The sequence below is a fragment of the Hydrogenophaga sp. NFH-34 genome (assembly GCF_021401345.1).
Classification (GTDB): domain Bacteria; phylum Pseudomonadota; class Gammaproteobacteria; order Burkholderiales; family Burkholderiaceae_C; genus Hydrogenophaga; species Hydrogenophaga electricum.
Genome location: NZ_JACBGE010000006.1, coordinates 21,632 through 38,299 on the forward strand (window position 1 = coordinate 21,632; position 16,668 = coordinate 38,299).

Here is a 16,668-nt window from a genome sequence, read left to right on the forward strand (position 1 = left end):
GCGCACCTTAGGCGGCCGACATTAAGGCCACCTTATCCGGGCTTATGCAGGGTCTTCGGGGGTGGCCGCAGCCGGCCAGACCAGGGCAAAACGGGTGGTCATCGGCGCCGGCGGCGTGTCGCGCCGGAACTGCGCCCCGAGCTGTTCGGCGATGCGCTGCACCAGCCGCAGGCCCAGGCCCAGGCCGTCGGCATCGCGCCGGGCCAGCGGCAGGCGCTCGACCCCGGCGGGCACCACCAGATCGAGCGGGCGCTGGCCGTCGTCGCTGACCGCCACCCCGATGCCCTGGGCGTCCTGCCAGACCTCGACCACCACCTGCGTGCCTGCGGGCGTGTGCCGGATGGCGTTTTCGATCAGGTTGCGCAGGGCCAGCTCCAGCAGCAGGCGGCGCACCTGCACGCGCACCGCGCCGTCCGGCTGCACGAGCGCGAGTTCGTGCCCCTGTTCGTAGGCCAGGGGGGCGTGCGCCGCCACCAGATCGGCCGCCACGTCGCCCAGGGCGACCTGGGTCAGCGCCGAAGCCTCGTCGCGGCCGGGTCGCTGGGCCCGCGCCAGGTCGAGCAGTTGCGCCAGGATGCGCCCGGCCCGCAGGGATTCGCGTTCGAGCTGGTCCAGCCGCTCGGGCGACGGATCGGCCCGGGCCGCGCTGGCCTGCAGCGTCATGGCTGCCAGCGGGGTGCGCAACTCGTGCGCTACGTCGGAGGCGAACTGCCGTTCGCGCTGCGCCTGGTCCTGCAGGTTGTCGACCAGGGTGTTGATGGCGTGCACGATGCTGGCGAATTCGCGGAACTGGTGGTGCGGCTGCAAGCGCTGACCGGCCAGGGTGTCGAGCGAGGCCACCTCGCGCGAGAGCCGGTCGAGCGGGCGCAGGCCGCGGCGGATCGCCCACCAGAGCACCACCGCGATCAGCGGCATGATCAGCAGCGCCGGCCGGGCCATGTGCTGCGCCATGTCCATGGCCAGGTCGTAGCGCTGCCCCATGTCCAGCAGCACCGCCACGCGGCGCCATTCGGCCGGGTCTTCGGCCACGTACATGCGCCATTCGTGCGGCGCACCGTCGCCCTGCAGCACCACGGTGGACAGGCCCGGGCGCAAGGCGTCGGCCGGCAGGCGCGCGGCCAGGCCGTGCGTGTCGGTGCGCAGGCGGTCGCCCTCCCACTGCAGCACGGCCATGTCCAGCACATAGGCATTCAAGCCATCGCGGTTGAGGGGGGCGTTCAGCGGCCGGTGGTCGTCGGGCGCGGTGGCCAGCCACAGGCGGCTGGTGGCGATGAGCTGGCCGTCGGTGATTTCACGCGCTTCGTGGTGGCCGGTGTACCAGGCCACCACCACCAGCGATCCCCACACCAGCGCCAGAGCCCCCAGGGCCCAGGCAAGCAGATGGCGCCAGAGCGTGCGCCGGGCAGAGGCGGACGCTGGCGCCGCTGCGGTCATGCCGCGCGGGCCACGGCCAGTTCGGCGGCCGGTTCGGCCACCGGCTGCGGGTTGGGAAGGCTTTCGCGCGGCACGAAGTAGCCCACGCCACGCACGGTGCGGATCAGCGTTTCGCCGAGCTTGCGCCGCAGGTGGTGGATGTGCACCTCGATGGCGTTGCTTTCCACCGATTCGTTGAAGCCGTACAGCGCGGCCTCCAGCCGGGCCTTGGACAGCACCTGGGGCCGGGCTTGCAGCAGCGTCAGCAGCAGCGCGTATTCCTTGCCGCCCAGCGGCACCACCTGGCCCGAGCGCTCGACGGTGCGGGTGGCGGGATCGAGCAGGATTTCGCCGTGTTCGATCACTGGCTTGCTGCGCCCGGCAGCGCGGCGCAGCATGACCCGCAGGCGCGCCAGCAGCTCGTCGGTGTCGAAGGGCTTGATGAGGTAATCGTCGGCGCCGCCGTCGAGCCCGCTGATGCGGTCGCTCACGCCGTCGCGCGCGGTCATGATCAGCACCGGCAGGTCGTTGCGCGGCAGGCTGTCGGCGCCCCGCGTGCGGTGGCGGCGCAGGCGCGCCAGCAGGTCCAGGCCGTCGCCGTCGGGCAGGCCGAGGTCCAGCACCAGCACGTCGAACGGTTCCACGCACAACGCGGCCCAGGCCGCCTGGGCGCCGCCGCACACGTCGACCGCATAACCCGCTTGCCGCAGGGAATCGGCCAGGCCACCGGCGATGCCGGCATCGTCTTCCACCACCAAAGCTCGCATGTTGCGCTCTCTTCCGGATGGGTTATCCGGTCAGTTGATCCGGATTCCAGATTCTGACGAAATTACTTAAACCGAACTTAAGAAAGCGCTCAGACCCCGTAGTAACCCCGATACCAGTCGACGAAATGCCGAACGCCCGTGGCGACGTCGGTGCGCGGCTCGAACCCGGTGAGCGCGACCAGCGGCCCGACGTCGGCCCAGGTGCGCGGCACGTCGCCCGGCTGCATGGGCAGCATCTCGCGCAGCGCCGGCCGGCCCACGGCCTGCTCGATGCATTCCACAAACCGCAGCAGCGGCACCGGCTGGCTGTTGCCCACGTTGAGGACGCGCGCGGGCGCCTGGCCGTCGGCGCCGCGCACCGGCGGGCGCAGCAGCACGCGCCAGACCGCTTCGACCACGTCGCCCACGTAGGTGAAGTCGCGCTCCATCTGGCCGTGGTTGTAGATCTGGATCGGCTCGCCCGCCAGCACGGCCCGCACGAACTTGAAGATCGCCATGTCGGGCCGGCCCCAGGGGCCGTAGACCGTGAACAGCCGCAACCCGGTGGCCGGCAGGCCGTACAGGTGGGCGTAGCTGTGCACCATGAGTTCGTTGGCTTTTTTGGTGGCGGCGTAGAGCGACACCGGCTGGTCGGTCATCTGCGATTCGGACAGCGGCATCTCGCGCGCGGCGCCGTAGATCGAACTGGACGAGGCGTAGACCAGGTGCCCCACGCCCTGCGCGCGGCAGCCTTCGAGCAGCGTCAGGGTGCCCGCGAGGTTGCTGTCGAGGTAGGCCATGGGGTGCTCGACCGAATAGCGCACACCCGCCTGCGCGGCCATGTGCACCACGGCGTCGAAACGCTCGCGGGCGAACAGCGCGGCCACGCCGTCGCGGTCCGCCAGGTCCAGCTGTTCGAAGGCGAAACCGGCCTGGCCCTGCAGTTGCGCCAGGCGCGCCTGCTTGAGCTGGGGGTCGTAGTAGGCGTTGAGGCTGTCCACGCCGAGCACCTGCAGGCCCTGGGCCAGCAGGTGGCGCGTGAGGTGGAAACCGATGAAGCCGGCCGCACCGGTGATCAGCACCCGGCGGGGCGACAAAGAGGGTTCGATCATTCGAGGATGTCCATGCGGCGCGGGCGCCAGGTGTAGGCGTGCCAGGTCTCGGGCGCGGCGCAGTCGGGGCGCAGGGCATCGGCCCCGAGCAGCACCCAGTCGCGCCGGTGCGCACTGCCCAGCACCTGCTGGCGGCCCAGATCGAAGCAGGCCAGTTCCAGGTGGTCGGGGGCGAGGATCACGCGGTCGGGCCGTTCACGCATCCATTGCCAGGCCCGGCGTTCCTGCTCGGCCAGCGGCGCCAGGTAGCTGAAGTGCGTGAGCGGGCGGTGCGAGAACAGCAGGAACTGCTCCTTGAACTCGATCAGCCCGACCTCGGTGCGGGCCGGCACCCGCTGTTCCAGGTCGGCCATCAGCGCGCGCGGCGTGCGGTGCGGGTTCATCACCGGCCAGACCCACAGGGCCACGAACAGCCAGCACAGCAGGCTCACGAGCATGAGCTGCTGGAAGACCGGCCGGCGCCACGACAGCGCCGTCGAGCCCAGCACGGCCGCGCCCAGCACCACCAGCGGCAGGGCCAGGTCGGCCAGCGCTTCGGCGTAGTCGTCCACCCGGTCACCGAAGGCCTCGGGGCGCCAGAGCGCCGTCAGCCCCAGGCCCAGCAGCAGCGCGCCCAGCGCGAGCGCGGTCAGCCGCAGCACGAAGGCGGTGCGGCGGCCGCCGCCTTCGGCCTGCACGCGCGCCCACAGGGCCGCGCCCACCAGCGCCAGCATGGGCAGCGCCGGCAGGATGTAGACCTCGCGCTTGCCGCGGCTGAACGAGAAGAAGACGATCACGAACACCACCCACAGGAACAGGGTCCGCGCCCGCGCGTCGGTGCGCAGCAGGGCCACCAGCCGCCGCCACTGGGCCACCAGCAGCAGTGCCAGCGGCAGCCAGACCACAGGGATCGCGGCCGTCAGGAAGTAGTGCCAGGGCTTGATGTGCCCCCAGGGGTTGGCGTAGCGGCCGGCCGTCTGGCGCAGCAGGATGTTGTCGCGGTAGGCCGCCAGTTCGGCGCTGCCCGAGGCCTGCACCGCCCACAGCATGGGCCCCAGCCACAGCGCCAGGGTGGCCAGCAGGCACAGCGGCCCGACCCAGGCCCGCAGGCCCCAGAACCGGGGCGCGCCAGCGGCGGCAGCGGCCACCGGCCCGCCCAGGGCCTGCCGCGCCTGGCCGGCCCACAGGGCCAGCGGAATCAGCATCAGCAAGGGCAGGAAACCCACGCCCTTGGTCATGATGCCCAGCGCCATCGCCACCCAGGCTGCGGCGTACCAGCCCCAGGCCGGGCCGAGCACGAAATGGCGCAGCAGGCCGTAGCAGCCCAGCGTGATCCAGAAACACACCAGCGCGTCGATTTGCGCGGTTTTGGCCTGCAGCAGGAACTGCGGCGTGAACAGCAGGATCAGCAAGGCCCAGCGGCCAACCTCACCGCCCCAGAGGCGGCGCCCGATATCCTGCACCAGCCACAGCGTACCGGCCGCCGCCAGGGCGCTGGGCAGCAGGAACGCGATCTTGAGGTGGCCGGTGAGCGCGTAGAAGGTCGCCACCAGCCAGATGAACACCGGCGGCTTGTCCGGATAAGGTTCACCCCCGCGCAGCGGGAACAGCCACTGGCCCGACTCCACCATCTCGCGCGCGATCTGCGCGAAACGCGGTTCGTCGGCCGGCCAGGGCGCGCGCAGGCCGATGCCGGCCAGCACCACCACGGCCACCAGCAGCCAGAGCAGCCAGGCGGAGCGGACCGGGGGCACACGTTGTTCAGTCATCCAGCGATCCCTTGAACCGGGCCAGGCGTTGTTTGAAACCGTGATGGTAGAGATACCACGCCACCACGCTGGAGCCGACCAGCAGCGCCAGGCTGATCCAGAGCTTGGAGTGGTCCTGCAGCGCCACCCCGCGCCCGGCGTAGGCGAACAGCAGCGACTGGGGCAGGTATCCCGGCAGGCTGCCCAGGAACACCGCGCGCGGGCTCAGACCGGCCAGCGCGGCGGCGACGTTGGTCACCAGGTTGGAGCCGACCGGCATCAGGCGGATGACACAGATCCACAGCCAGGTGTCCTGCGCCAGCACCTGGCGGATGAGGTCGATGCGGCTCCCGTGGCGCTGGCGCACCCAGTCCATGCCGGCATGGCGCACCACCGCCATCGTCAGCAGCGCGCCCAGGCCGGTGAGCAGCGTGGCCAGCAGCCCGCCCCACCAGCCGCCCAGCAGGTAGCCGCAACTGAACGAGAGCACCTGGCGCGGCCCGCCCACGGCGGTGTAGACGATGGCGCCCAGCGCGAACACCGGCCAGGCAATGCCCCAGTGCTGCTGGAACAGGCCACGCAGCAGGTCTTCTTCGGTGACTTCGCCCCACCAGCCGAAATGCAGGGCCACGAACGCCAGCGTCAGCACCGCCGTCAAGACCAGCGGCTTGACGAACAGCTTGGCGTCCGACTTCATGGGGCGGTGCTTTCCACCCGTTCCAGCACCGGCAGCTTGCTGCGCTGGATCAGCCAGCGCACGCCGACCATGTCGACGATGCCGACCCAGACCCGGTTCCAGGCCGTGTATTTGGACACCCCGGCCGTGCGGTGGCGGTGGTTGACCGGCACCACCGCGATGCGCCCGCCCAGGCGCCGCACCAGCGCCGGGATGTAGCGGTGCATGTGGTCGAAGTACGGCAGCAGCAGCCAGGTCTGGCGCGGAATCAGCTTGAGGCCGCAGCCCGTGTCGGGCACGCCGTCGTCCAGGATCTGCCGGCGCACCTTGTTGGCAATCTTCGACTGCAGCTTCTTCCACTCGGTGTCCTTGCGCCGGTGGCGAAAGCCCGCGATGCAGAAATGCGCGCCGTCGGCTTCCAGCGCCTGCGCCTGGCGCACCAGGGCCGGGATGTCGGCCGGATCGTTCTGGCCGTCGCCGTCGATGGTCACCACATAGCGCCCGCGGGCGTGGCGCGACGCGGTCCACAGCGCCGTGCTCTGGCCGCAGCTGCGCTGGTGGCGGATGAGCTGGGCCGGCACGCCGCGCGCCTGGCAGCGCGCCAGGAAGACCTGGCCGGTGTCGTCGCTGCTGCCGTCGTCGACCAGCACCACTTCGAAGGGGCAGACCGGCTGCAGCGCGTCGGCGATTTCATCGGTCAGGGCGCCGATGTTGCCGGCCTCGTCCTTGGCCGGGATGAGCACCGACACCAGAAGCGGTTCGACCGCGGGGAATGGGGGTTGATTCATGTTGGCGGGACCCCGCGCTGACGCGGATGCCGATCCGGGAAACCGTGAATTTTCGCATTTTGCGCGCGCGGATTAATCCCGACTTAAGACACGCCGGCCACAGTCCCCTCCCCATGCCTGCCCCGATCCCTTCCTCCCCCCCGGCCCTGTCTCTGCGCCACCTGGGGGCGGGCTGGCTGCTGGTGGTGCTGGCCGGCCTGGCCTGGGACGCCAGCCCGGGCGATCTGTGGGTGATGCAGCACATCGGCGACCCCCAGGGCTTTGCCGGCCGCGCCGACTGGTGGCTCTCGGCCGTGCTGCACGACGGCCTGCGCCAGGTGCTGCTGATCGCCTACGCCGGCCTCTGGCTGTGGGCTCTGTGGCCCCAGCGGCGGCCTGGCGCGCTGCCCCGGCGCGAACGGCTGGCGCTGCCCCTGCTGGTGCTCGCCAGCCTGATCGCGGTCAATCTGGTCAAGGCCGGCAGCCGCACCAGTTGCCCCTGGGACCTGCAGGTCTTCGGGGGCACCGCTGCCCACCTCTCGCACTGGCGCTGGGGCCTGAGCGATGGCGGACCCGGCCGCTGCTTTCCCAGCGGCCACGCGGCCAGCGCTTTTGCCTTCCTGCCCCTGGTGCTGCCCTGGTGGCGACCGCCCGCCGGCGCGGAGCGCGCCCGTGGCACCGGCACCCGCTGGTTCGTGGCCGTGATCGCGCTGGGCCTGCTGACCGGCGCCGTGCAGACCCTGCGCGGTGCGCACTACCCCAGCCACACGCTGTGGACCTTCGTGCTCTGCGCCGCCCTGAGCCTGCTGCTCTGGGAAGGGCTGCGCCGGTGGTGGGCCCGGCCATAGCGGCAGGCCCTGAAGCCGATGCCTAGAACCGCACCCGCACCTCGCCCAGACCGTCGAAGGCCACACGCACGGCGTCACCGGGCTGCGCCTGCGGCAGGCCGCACCAGGTGCCGGTGGTGACCACCGTGCCCGCCGGCAGCACCGCGCCATCGCGCGTGGCATGGCGCAGCCACTGCGGCAACAGCCAGGCCGGATCACCCAGCGAGTGGGTGCCGGTGAAGTGCTGCACCCGGTCCCCGATCTGCACCTCGACGCGCTGACGCGCCCAGTCCACCGCCCGCAGCGGCTGCCAGGCGCCGAGCACCAGCGCGCCGTGCGACTGCAGGTCGGCCAGCTTGTGCCAGACCGGCGCGGCCAGGCCCTGCGCCCAGCGCGTATCGACGATCTCGACCGCCACCGCCATCGCGTCCAGCAGGTCCGGCGCCTGCGCGGGCTGGAGCCGCTGGGCCATGGCGGCATCGACGTCGGTGCCCAGCCGCAGGGCGATTTCGGCCTCGATGCCGCGCCCGTGGAACGGCCAGTGGCGCGCGTCGGCGGGGCTCGGCCACACGCCTTCGGGCGGCAGCGGCGCGTGCGTCAGCCGCGCGTCGCGCGCGGGGCCGCCCGACTTCCAGTGGCGCGCCGGCACCGGCCAGCCGAAAGCCTGCGCCACCCGCGCCTGCACCCGGTAGGCCTGGGCGTCGTCGGCCACCTGGAAGTGGTGGGCGTCGGCCCGCGGCGCGCCCCGGCGCACGGCGATCAGGGCTTCGGCGATGGCGCGGTCGTCGGTGTCGACGGGCGCGCTGTGCGCAACGCTCGGCATGGTCAGGCGCCCCCGGACTCGGGCGTGGGCGCGTGCGCCAGCCAGTGGCGGGCGATGTCTTCGCGCCGCGCCACCCAGATGTCGCCAGCATGGCGGGCCACGTGGGCCAGCACCATGTCCAGCCCGCCGATGCGGGCCGGGCGGCCGATGATGCGCGTGTGCAGGCCCACCGTGAGCATGCGCGGCGCGTGCGCGCTTTCGGCCAGCAGGGTGTCGATGGCGGCGATCACGTAGTCGCCGAAATCGCGGCCGTGCACGAAGCTGGCGCGGTCGAAGAAGCGCATGTCGTTGGTGTCGAAGGCGTAGGGCAGCACCACGTGCGGCGTGCCGTCCGCGCGCGGCAGCAGGTACGGCAGATCGTCCCCGTAGTCGTCGCTGTCGTAGAGAAACCCCATCGACTGCAGCAGCGACCGCGTGCGCACCGAGGGCGAGGACTTGCAGTGCCAGCCCGCAGGCCGCCGGCCCCAGAAGCGCTCGATCGTGGCCACCGTACGCGCCAGGTGCTCGCGCTCGGTGGGCTCGTCCATGTGCGCCGGCGATTCCCAGCGCCAGCCGTGGCCGCACAGTTCGTGACCGTACCGGAGCGCATCGACGGCGACCCAGGGCGTGTGTTCGAGCGCGCGCCCGCAGACGTTGAGCGTCAGCGGCCAGTGCCGCTCGGCAAAGCGCTGCAGCACCCGGTCGTAGCCGCAGCGGGCGCCGTATTCGAAATGCGTCTCCATGCACAGGTCGCGCACGCCGCGGATTTCGTTGACCACCTCGTGCACGCCTTCATTGCGCTCGTCCCCCGCGCCCAGGGCGAATTCGGCGCCCTCTTCGATGTTGAGCACGAACGACAACGCCAGCCCCCGGCCCTGCGGCCAGCGCCAGCCCTCGGGCAGCGCCGGGCGGGGTTGAAAACGGCGCCGGGGCCCGGCGGCAGGAAGGGTGGGATTCATGGTTGCAGCGGGCGGCGCTGCGCCCAGGGGAAACGGTCTTCAAACGCCTGGGCCACGGCCAGCACGCCGTCGTCGGCGCCGTAGGCCCCGATGAGCTGCAAGCCGATGGGCAGGCTCGTGGGCGAAGGCGCCACGGGCACCGACACGGCGGGCAGGCCGGCCGCGTTGACCCAGCCGGTGAACACGGCGTGCCCGCGCGGGCCCACCGGCTGGCCGTCGATGACCGGCGGAAAGGCCTGCTCGGCGGGCCAGGGCAGCGCCGCCGCGCTGGGCATGGCGATGAGGTCGGTCTCGGCGAAGAACGCGGCGCAGTCGCGCCGCAGCTGCGCCACCGTCTCCAGCAGGTCCCACAGCGCGTGCGCAGGCACGGCGTGGCCGTCGGCGGCCATCTGGCGGTAACGGGGCGACGCCAGCTCGCCCCAGGCCGGATGCGCCTGGAACAGGGCGGCCAGGCCGATCTGCCCCACCAGGGGCCATTGCCGGGTCATCGCGTCGATGGCCAGCGGCAGCTCGCCGACGCGCACCGTGTGGCCCAGCTCGCCCAGGCGCCGCGCGCCTTCGTGGCAGGCGGCGGCGACGGCCGGGTCCACCGGCGCCTGCCCGAGCGTGGGCACGTACAGCACGCGCAGCGGCCGCCCGGGCTCTGGCGCCCGTTGCGCGGCGGCGTGGCAGGCCAGCGAGGCCCGGTCACCGGCCCAGGGGCCGCGCAGCGCCTCGAACATCAGGCGCAGATCGGCCACCTGGCGCGCGATCGGGCCGACGACCTCGAAGTCCAGCAGCAGGATGGGCAGGCCATCGCCGCGGGCGATGGCGCCGATGGACGGCTTGAAGCCGGCCAGCCCGGCGTGCGAGGCCGGGCGGCGGATGGAGCCCCCACCGTCGGTGCCCAGCGCCAGCGGCGTGCAGCCGGCCGCCACGCTGGCCACCGCGCCGCCGCTGGAGCCGCCCGGCGTCAGGGCCCGGTCCCAGGGGTTGCGGGTGACCCCGAACACCGGGTTGGCGGTGTACCCCTCCAGGGTGAACTCCGGCACATTGGTCTTGCCGACGATGAGCGCGCCGGCCGCGCGCACGCGGGCCACAGGCTGCTCGTCGTGCCGCGCAGGCGGGTGGGCGTGCAGGCCCGGGCTGCCCCAGACGGTGGGCAGGTCGGCGGTGAGCAGGTTGTCCTTGATCGAGAGCGGCACGCCGTCCAGCCGCGACCGCGGCGCCCCGGCCCGGAAGCGCTCGGTGCTGGCCTCGGCATCGGCCAGCACGCCGTCTTCGCGCAGGGCGATCAGCGCGTTCAGCGCCGGGTTCACGGCGTGGATGCGCGCCAGGCAGCTGCGCACCGCGTCCAACGGCGTGACGCTCCCGGCGCGGTAGGCCGCGGCCAGCGCCGTGGCCGGCCACTGCCACAGGGGCGGTGTGTCGGCGGGCGCGCTCACATCTGCCCCGGCAGCCAGGTCACGATGGCCGGGAAGACCATCAGCAGCAGCGCAAAGCCCAGCAGGATGATCACGTAAGGCAAGGCACCCACGACGGCGTCGCGGATGGAGCCGCCGTCGGGGCGGATGCCCTGCACCACGAACAGGTTCATGCCCACGGGTGGCGTGATCAGCCCCAGCTCGCACATCAGCACGATGAAGATGCCGAACCACACCGGGTCGATGCCCATGGCCACGACGATGGGGAAGGTGATCGGGATGGTGGCCACCATCATCGAGAGCACGTCCATGAACATGCCCAGCAGCAGGTAGAACAGCACCAGCACCAGCAGCATCTGTGTGGGCGAGAGGCCGAAGGAGGTGACCCATTGCGTCATGGTTTCGGCCACGCCGGTCAGGCTCACCGCCAGATTGAGGATGAACGCGGCGGTGATGATCAGCAGGATCATGCCGCTGGTCTTGGCGGTCTGGATGAAGCAGTTCTGCAGCAGCCCCCAGCTCAGCTTGCGGCTGTGCCAGGCAAACCCCAGCGACGCCACCACGCCCAGCGCGGCCGATTCGGTGGTGGTGGCCACGCCGCTGTAGAGGCTGCCCATGACGATCAGGAACACCACGCCCGGCGGCACCAGGTCCTTGAGCAGGCGCAGGCGCTCGGGCAGCGGCACCTTCTCCTCGCGGATGGCGCTGCGGGTCAGCAGCGCGTGCACCAGGATGTAGCCCATGAACGCCGCCGAAAGCAGCAGGCCGGGCACGATGCCGGCCACGAACAGCTTGCCGATCGAGGTGTCGGTGAGCGAGCCGTAGACGATCATGTTGACCGAAGGCGGGATCAGGATGCCCAGCGTGCCGCCAGCCGCGATGGAGCCCAGCGACATGCTCATCGGGTAGCCGCGCTTGTGCAGCGAGGGCAGCGCCACGGTGCCCACGGTGGCGGCCGTGGCGACCGACGAGCCCGAGGTGGCGGCGAACAGCGCGCTGCAACCGATGTTGGTGTGCAGCAACCCGCCCGGCAGCCGGCCGAGCCAGGCCGCCAGCGCGCCGAACATGCGGTCGGCGATGCCCGAGCGCAGCAGCAGCTCGCCCATCAGCACGAACAGCGGGATCGAGGTCAGCAGGTTGTCGTTGTGCACGCCCCAGACCACGGGCGCGATGGAATCGATGAAGGGCACGCCGTAGGCGACCATGCCGCCGACGATGCCGACCACCGCCATGGAGGTGGCGATGGGCAGGCCCAGCAGCATCATGCCCAGCATGGCGAAAAAGCCGATGGCGATGTCGTGCAGGCTCATGCGGCACCTCCCGGGGCAGCGGGCGCCTGGGCGCCGGAGCGCTCTTTGAGGTCGTCCAGTTCTTCCTTGAGTTCTTCGCGTGTCGAGCGCGGATGCAGCATCGCGTTGAGCGCCTCGGTACGCCCGGTCAGCAGTTGCCAGGTGGCCACCAGCGCCACGCCCACGGCCAGCGCGCCGAACAGCATCAGCCCGATCAGCCAGGCGGTCTGCGGGTAGACCAGGGGCGTGGCCCAGGGCGTCTGCGCGACGCTCTGGTAGGTGCGCGAATCCTGGATCGCGAACCAGGCCAGGTAGGCCAGCAGCGCCGCGAACCCCGCCAGCGAGAGCGACGACAGCCAGTTCAGTGCCACCTGCACCGGCCGCGGCAGGCGCTCATGAAAAACATCCACCCGGATGTGGTTGCGCCCCAGCAGGGCCAGGCTGAAGGCCAGCGTGGCCCCGACGGCCAGGGCGTAACCGCCCAGTTCGTCGGCGCCTTGCAGCGAGACGTTGAACAGCTTGCGCAGGGCCGTCTCCAGCGCCACCACCAGCGACAGGGCGACGAATATCAGGCCGAACAGGGTGCCCAGCCAGCGTTCGAGGAGGTCTTTCATGAGGGTCTTTCCGTGGAAGCCTGGTGCGCGCCGGCACGGGGCCGGCGCGCACCGCAGGGCTTACTTGATGCCGATCACCTTGCCGACGGTCGCCTTCCAGGCGGCCGAGCAGCCGGGGTTGGCCTTGTCGCAGATCTCGGCCCAGGTGGGCACGGAGATGGTGGCCACGGCGTCACGCAGCGTGGTCAGGTCGGCGGGCTGCACCGGCACGTCCACCAGGTTGAACTTCTTGCCGGTGGTGCAGGGTTCCTTGCCGGCGTTGCAGTTCATCGCGTCCTTGGTCAGTTGCTCCGAATAGACCCAGATGTCGTCGGTCAGCGTCTTGAAGGCGGCCTGCATCTTGGCCTGCTGGTCGGCGTTCAGGCGGTTCCAGGCCTTGAGCGTGATGGCGTAGCCGTTGACCGCCATCTGGAAGCCGATGGGGTACTGGTGCGTGGTCACCTCGGGCCAGCCGGAGCTGTTGGCCGAGCTCGGGCCCGTGATGGCGCAGTCCACCACGCCCAGCGACAGCGACTGGTGCACTTCGGTGAAGGACAGCGGCACCGGCACACCGCCCACGGTCTCGATGAACTTGGCCAGATTCTGGTCGTACACGCGCACCTTCAGGCCCTTGAGGTCGGCCAGCTTGGCCACCGGCTTCTTGCAGAACAGGATCTGCGGACCGAACGGCCAGGCGCCCAGCAGCTTGACCTGGAACTGCTTCTGCAGGCGCTGGTCCAGCGTGTCGAAGTAGGCCTCATAGACCTTGCGCGCGGTCTCGTAGTTGGGCGCGGCGCCCACCAGGTCCAGGCCCAGCAGCGTGGGCTCGTCGCGCGAGTTCTGCGACACGCGCAGCGAAACGATGTCGAACAGGCCGGCCTTCATCACGCGCAGCTGTTCGGTGTCCTTGATCCCGAGCTGGTCCACCGCCTTGTAGTCCGCGTCGATGGGCAGGCCCGTGCGCTTGGCGAATTCGTCGAAGAAGGGCTTCTCCTTGTTCTTCTGCACCATGCCGGTGGCGGCGGGCTGGCCGATCACCTTGAAGGTGATGCGGTCCTGCGCCTGGGCAGGACCGCCGGTCAGCAGGGCAGCGGCGGCGGCCAGCGGCAGCAGGCAGCGGGAGAGCGAGCGGGTCAGGTTCATGGGAAAACTCCTGGAAGGACAGAAAGGAACGGAAGGGGTGGAAGGAAAAACCGGTCGGGTGCCACCGGTCAGCGGCGTGCCCACAGGGTGGGGGTCTGGCAGGGCAGAAAGCGCCCCTGGCCGGCGCGGGGGTGGAACTGGCCGTCCCACACCACCTCGCCGCGGCTGAGCGTGCAGGCCGGCCAGGCGCGCAGACGGTGGCCTTCGTAAGGGGTGTGGTCGACCGCGTGGTGCAGGTCCGCATTGCGGATGACGCGCTCGCCCTCGTCCCAGATCACCAGGTCGGCATCGGCGCCGATGGCGATCGCGCCTTTGCGCGGGTGCAGCCCGTAGGCCTTGGCCGGATTGGTCGCGGTCAGCTCGACAAATTTTTCCAGCGTGATGCGCCCGCCGAGCACCCCTTCGGAGTACAGCAGCGGCATGCGCGTCTCCAGCCCGGGGATGCCGTTGGGGATGTGGCGGAACGGCTGTTCCTGCCCGCCCGGCTGCTTGCCCTCGGTGCCTTCATAGTTGAAGGGCGCGTGGTCGGACGAGAACACCGTGAACAACCCGTCGCGCAGGCCGTTCCAGATCACCGCCTGGTTGGCGCGGTCGCGCGGCGGCGGGCTGCAGACGCAGCGGGCGCCCTGGTAACTGTCGTCGAGCCCCAGGTCTTCCGCCGTCAGGAACAGGTATTGCGGGCAGGTCTCGGCAAAGATCGGCAGGCCGTGGGCGCGGCCCCAGCGGATCTGCTCCACCGCTTCCCGGCCCGACACGTGCACGATGAGGATGGGCACGTCCACCAGCTCGGACAGCGCGATGGCGCGGTGCGTGGCCTCGCGTTCGACCAGCATGGGCCGCGCGTGCGCGTGCCAGCGCGGTGCGGTGCGCCCGGCCGCTTCCAGCCGCCGCGTGAGCCATTCGATGCAGTCGGCGTTTTCGGCGTGGACCATGGCCAGGGCGCCGTGATCGCGCGCCACCGACAGCACGTCCAGGATCTGGCCGTCGTCGAGCTTGAGGTCGTCGTAGGTCATGTAGACCTTGAACGAGGTGTAGCCCTCGGCGATGAGCTGCGGCAGCTCGTGCTGCAGCACCTCGGGCGTGGGGTCGCTCACGATCAGGTGGAAGGCGTAGTCCACATGGGCCTTGCCTTCGGCGCGGCGGTGGTAGTCGGCCACCGCCGCACGCAGCGACTGCCCCTTGGCCTGCGCCGCGAAAGGGATCACGGTGGTGGTGCCGCCGCAGGCGGCCGAGCGCGTGCCGCTGTCGAAATCGTCGGCCATGCGCACCGGGGCTTCCATGGGCTGGTCCAGGTGGCAATGGGCATCGACCCCGCCCGGCGTCACGACGCGCCCACGCGCATCGATCTCGCGCACCCCGGCCGGCAGCGATGCACCAATCTGGACGATGCGCCCCTGGTGCACGCCGATGTCGGCGTCGAAACAGTCGCTGGCGGTGGCCACGTGCGCATGGCGCACCACCAGATCCAACGGGGCATTCATGGGCGGCTCCGGATGATTTTGTCGACCATGTTGTCTACAAAATGGTGCATAACTGTTGTCATGACTGTTGCCATGCAATCACTGTGCCAACCAGAATCCGGGCACGGCCTGTGCTTGTGCACTCTCCGAAAATCTGGCCCCATCAAAACCTTTTCCCGAAGCAAACAATGTCGACAAGATTCTTTTATCCTGTCGACAAACAGTCTGACACCGAAAGCAAACCATGACCCAATCCGTGCGCCTGGGCGTGCTCACCCCCTCTTCCAACACCGCGCTGGAGCCGCTGACCAGCGCCATCGTGGCCACCGTGCCCGGCGCCAGCGCCCATTTCTCGCGCTTCCGGGTGACCGAGATTTCGCTCAGCGAACAGGCCCTGGGGCAGTTCGACGACAGCAAGATCCTGGCGGCGGCCGATCTGCTGGCCGACGCCCAGGTCGACGTGATCGGCTGGAGCGGCACGGCCGCCGGCTGGATGGGGTTCGAGCGCGACCTGCGCCTGGCCGAGCGCATCCGCGAGCGCACCGGCATCGTCGCCACCACCGCCGTGCTCGCGCTCAACGAACTGCTGGCGCTGCAGGGCATCCGCCGCCTGGCGCTGGTGACGCCCTACACCACCGACGTGCAGCAGCGCATCGTCGCCAACTACGCCGCCATCGGGATCGAGGTGGTGGCCGAACGCCACCTCGGCATCTGCGTCAACCACGACTTCGCGCTGGTGCCCGAGTCGCAGCTCGACAGCCTGCTCGACGACGTGGCGCAGGCGGCACCGCAGGCGGCCGTCACCTACTGCACCAACCTGCACGGCGCGCGCCTGGCTGCGGCCTACGAAGCGCGCAGCGGCGTCACCCTGCTGGACACCGTCAGCACCACCGTCTGGGGCATGCTGCGCGCCGCCGGTGTGCCGGCCAGCCAGGTCACGGGCTGGGGTCGCCTGTATGGCTGGTGAAGCCTGCTGCCCGGGGCGCGTCGATAGAATGCCGCTCCATCCCGGTGCGACGCGCCGCCAGCCTCCTCCGACCATGCCACGCCCAGCCCGATCCGCGCCCACCGGTCTCCTGGCCCGGGAAAACGCCAACGACGAGATCTACGAGCGCATCTACGTCGCCATCCTCGAACATCGGCTGCACCCCGGCACCAAGCTGGGCGAGGACCGGCTGGCCAAGATCTTCAACGTCAGCCGCGCCCGGGTGCGCGAGGTGCTGAGCCGGCTGGCGCACGAGCAGATCGTCGAGCTCTACCCGCAGCGCGGCGCCTTCGTGGCCCAGCCCACACCGCAGCAGGCCATGGACGTGTTCGAGGCCCGGCGCCTGATCGAGCCGGCCATCCTCAAGCGCCTGGTGACCCAGCTCACGCCCGACAAGGTTGCCCGCCTGCGCCAGCACGAAGAGCTGGAGCACGACGCGCGGCGCCGCGACGACCGGCGCGCCGTGGTCCGCCTGTCGGGCGAATTCCACGTGCTGCTGGCCGAACTCGCCGGCAACTCGGCCCTGCTGCGCAGCCTGCGCGAGCTCTCGACGCTGACCTGCCTGATCATCTTCCTCTACGACGCGCCCACCGCCACCAGTTGCCGGGCCGACGAGCACGCCGAGATCGTCGACGCCATCGCCAAGCGCGACACGGCGCGCGCCGAAAAGCTGATGCTGGCCCACCTGGACCACATCGAACACAGCCTCTCGCTGGACAACAACACCGTCGAGGTCGACCTCGAAGCGGTCTTCAGGGACTGAGCC

Annotated in this window: 16 protein-coding genes; 3 read left to right on the forward strand and 13 right to left on the reverse strand. The window is 70.8% G+C overall.

The features are described from left to right. Positions 1-42: 42 nt before the first annotated feature. From L0977_RS07025 to L0977_RS07050, 6 genes are all read right to left on the reverse strand, one after another. Positions 43-1,434, reverse strand: coding sequence for a sensor histidine kinase (locus L0977_RS07025; protein WP_234264145.1), 1,392 nt, complete (start codon positions 1,432-1,434; stop codon positions 43-45). Beyond that, positions 1,431-2,180, reverse strand: a complete 750-nt coding sequence (locus L0977_RS07030; protein ID WP_234264146.1) for a response regulator — start codon at positions 2,178-2,180, stop codon at positions 1,431-1,433. The genes L0977_RS07025 and L0977_RS07030 overlap by 4 nt, the downstream gene beginning before the upstream one ends. Positions 2,181-2,269: 89 nt before the next feature. Continuing rightward, a complete protein-coding gene (locus L0977_RS07035; RefSeq protein ID WP_234264147.1) occupies positions 2,270-3,271 on the reverse strand; it encodes an SDR family NAD(P)-dependent oxidoreductase in 1,002 nt (333 codons plus the stop codon). Further along, complete coding sequence (locus tag L0977_RS07040; RefSeq protein ID WP_234264148.1) at positions 3,268-5,019, reverse strand: ArnT family glycosyltransferase; 1,752 nt, start codon at positions 5,017-5,019, stop codon at positions 3,268-3,270. The genes L0977_RS07035 and L0977_RS07040 overlap by 4 nt, the downstream gene beginning before the upstream one ends. Then, positions 5,012-5,695, reverse strand: coding sequence for a TVP38/TMEM64 family protein (locus tag L0977_RS07045; protein ID WP_234264149.1), 684 nt, complete (start codon positions 5,693-5,695; stop codon positions 5,012-5,014). The genes L0977_RS07040 and L0977_RS07045 overlap by 8 nt, the downstream gene beginning before the upstream one ends. After that, complete coding sequence (locus tag L0977_RS07050; protein ID WP_234264150.1) at positions 5,692-6,462, reverse strand: glycosyltransferase family 2 protein; 771 nt, start codon at positions 6,460-6,462, stop codon at positions 5,692-5,694. The genes L0977_RS07045 and L0977_RS07050 overlap by 4 nt, the downstream gene beginning before the upstream one ends. Before the next feature lie 113 nt (positions 6,463-6,575). Between L0977_RS07050 and L0977_RS07055 the strand changes: the two genes are divergently transcribed. Next, positions 6,576-7,289, forward strand: a complete 714-nt coding sequence (locus L0977_RS07055) for a phosphatase PAP2 family protein (protein ID WP_234264151.1) — start codon at positions 6,576-6,578, stop codon at positions 7,287-7,289. A 22-nt stretch (positions 7,290-7,311) separates the two neighbouring features. Here L0977_RS07055 and L0977_RS07060 read toward each other — a convergent pair whose 3' ends face one another. The 7 genes from L0977_RS07060 to hydA all read right to left on the reverse strand — a co-directional run bounded on the left by L0977_RS07060 (position 7,312) and on the right by hydA (position 14,938). After that, entirely contained in the window at positions 7,312-8,091 is a 780-nt protein-coding gene (locus tag L0977_RS07060) for a fumarylacetoacetate hydrolase family protein (RefSeq protein WP_234264152.1), read from the reverse strand. Positions 8,092-8,093: 2 nt separating this feature from the next. Next, entirely contained in the window at positions 8,094-9,029 is a 936-nt protein-coding gene (locus tag L0977_RS07065) for a polysaccharide deacetylase family protein (RefSeq protein ID WP_234264153.1), read from the reverse strand. Beyond that, the gene (locus L0977_RS07070; protein WP_234264154.1) at positions 9,026-10,453 is read right to left on the reverse strand and encodes an amidase; all 1,428 of its coding nucleotides are present in this window, start codon (positions 10,451-10,453) and stop codon (positions 9,026-9,028) included. The genes L0977_RS07065 and L0977_RS07070 overlap by 4 nt, the downstream gene beginning before the upstream one ends. Beyond that, on the reverse strand, positions 10,450-11,742 hold the full coding sequence (locus L0977_RS07075) for a TRAP transporter large permease (protein WP_234264155.1): 1,293 nt from the start codon (positions 11,740-11,742) through the stop codon (positions 10,450-10,452). The genes L0977_RS07070 and L0977_RS07075 overlap by 4 nt, the downstream gene beginning before the upstream one ends. Then, on the reverse strand, positions 11,739-12,335 hold the full coding sequence (locus L0977_RS07080) for a TRAP transporter small permease subunit (RefSeq protein WP_234264156.1): 597 nt from the start codon (positions 12,333-12,335) through the stop codon (positions 11,739-11,741). Before L0977_RS07080 ends, L0977_RS07075 begins: the two co-directional genes overlap by 4 nt. A 60-nt stretch (positions 12,336-12,395) precedes the next feature. Continuing rightward, the gene (locus L0977_RS07085; RefSeq protein WP_234264157.1) at positions 12,396-13,457 is read right to left on the reverse strand and encodes a TRAP transporter substrate-binding protein; all 1,062 of its coding nucleotides are present in this window, start codon (positions 13,455-13,457) and stop codon (positions 12,396-12,398) included. Positions 13,458-13,525: 68 nt separating this feature from the next. Further along, positions 13,526-14,938: a dihydropyrimidinase gene (gene hydA, locus L0977_RS07090; protein ID WP_234264158.1), complete on the reverse strand. Its 1,413-nt coding sequence runs from the start codon at positions 14,936-14,938 to the stop codon at positions 13,526-13,528. Between the two features lie 223 nt (positions 14,939-15,161). Between hydA and L0977_RS07095 the strand changes: the two genes are divergently transcribed. Both L0977_RS07095 and L0977_RS07100 read left to right on the forward strand, forming a co-directional pair. Next, positions 15,162-15,884 carry a maleate cis-trans isomerase family protein gene (locus L0977_RS07095; RefSeq protein ID WP_234264159.1) on the forward strand — a complete coding sequence of 241 codons (723 nt, stop codon included), beginning with the start codon at positions 15,162-15,164 and terminating at the stop codon, positions 15,882-15,884. 73 nt (positions 15,885-15,957) lie between these two features. After that, a complete protein-coding gene (locus L0977_RS07100; protein WP_234264160.1) occupies positions 15,958-16,665 on the forward strand; it encodes a GntR family transcriptional regulator in 708 nt (235 codons plus the stop codon). The last annotated feature ends 3 nt before the right edge of the window (positions 16,666-16,668 follow it).